The sequence below is a fragment of the Mesorhizobium sp. BHbdii genome (assembly GCF_053848045.1).
Genome location: NZ_JBSPKX010000243.1, coordinates 1 through 428, shown reverse-complemented (window position 1 = coordinate 428; position 428 = coordinate 1). Strand labels below are relative to the sequence as shown.

The 428-nt window shown below is 66.4% G+C and carries 1 protein-coding gene; it reads right to left on the bottom strand.

Translation table 11 applies throughout. The annotated features are described in order from the left end of the window. Positions 1-428 (bottom strand): cation:proton antiporter domain-containing protein (locus tag ACWTU8_RS32845; RefSeq protein ID WP_455851378.1); only part of this gene is annotated, 428 nt, incomplete at both ends.

Below are 428 nucleotides of genomic sequence, written 5' to 3'. Positions count from 1 at the left end.
CGGATTCCACTTCGAGCGTCGAGCGCACGCGCTCACGCAGATTGATCTCGCCGGCGCGCAGCAGGAAGAACACCGCCGCGGCGTCGGTCGAAGCGACGGCGGCGCCGAGCAGGAAGGATTCCAGCCAGCTGAGGTCGAGCAGATAGTAGGCCGCGGCGCCGAACAGGCCGGTGGTGAGAAGCACGCCGAAGGTCGCCAGCGACAGCGCCGGGCCTGCCGCCTGCCGCAAGGCATTAAGCGGTGTGCCGAAGCCGGAATCGAACAGGATGACTGCCAGCGCCAGTGAGCCGGCAAAATAGGCGATGCGGGCATTGTCGAATTCGATGCCGAGGCCGTCGGTTCCAGTGGCGAGCCCGATGCAGAGAAAGAGCAGCAGAAGAGGGGCACCGAAGCGGAAGGCGATCAGGCTCGAAAACGCGGCGGCGACG